This is a genomic window from Gulosibacter sediminis (genome assembly GCF_014904065.1).
Classification (GTDB): domain Bacteria; phylum Actinomycetota; class Actinomycetes; order Actinomycetales; family Microbacteriaceae; genus Gulosibacter; species Gulosibacter sediminis.
The window spans coordinates 1-347 of the sequence record NZ_JACXJG010000052.1 but is presented as its reverse complement, the minus strand read 5'-3'; the positions used below and the strand labels follow the sequence as shown (position 1 = coordinate 347).

The following is a 347-nucleotide window of genomic DNA, read 5'->3' as shown; positions in this document are numbered from 1 at the left end:
CTGCGACAGATACGCCGCCGCGCGCCGTAGCACCTCGTTTTCCATCTCCAACTCCCGGATCCGACGCAGTGCCTGCGACATGTCCTTGCGCGCCTCTGGATCGGTGGTCGGGGTCATCCCATAGGACTTGAACCTCGCGTCACGGAGCCATGCCTGCAGCGTGGTTTTCGCCACTCCGAGGTCCTTGACGACCTGCTTTTGAGGGATACCCGACTCGACCAACGCGACCGCGTCGCGCTTGAACTCGTCGGTGTAGGTGATCTTCGGCATGGTTGCCATCCTTTCAGCACGACGCCCTCTCAGGAATCATGCGGTCTTGGAGTCAACCAAACCTTCGGCAGTCCCGA

Annotated in this window: 1 protein-coding gene; it reads right to left on the bottom strand. The window is 61.1% G+C overall.

Annotated elements, in window-relative coordinates; all coding sequences use genetic code 11:
* Positions 1-270: transposase (locus ID132_RS12920; RefSeq protein ID WP_193128812.1), on the bottom strand; the 270-nt coding region annotated here is incomplete at its 3' end.
* Between the last annotated feature and the right edge of the window lie 77 nt (positions 271-347).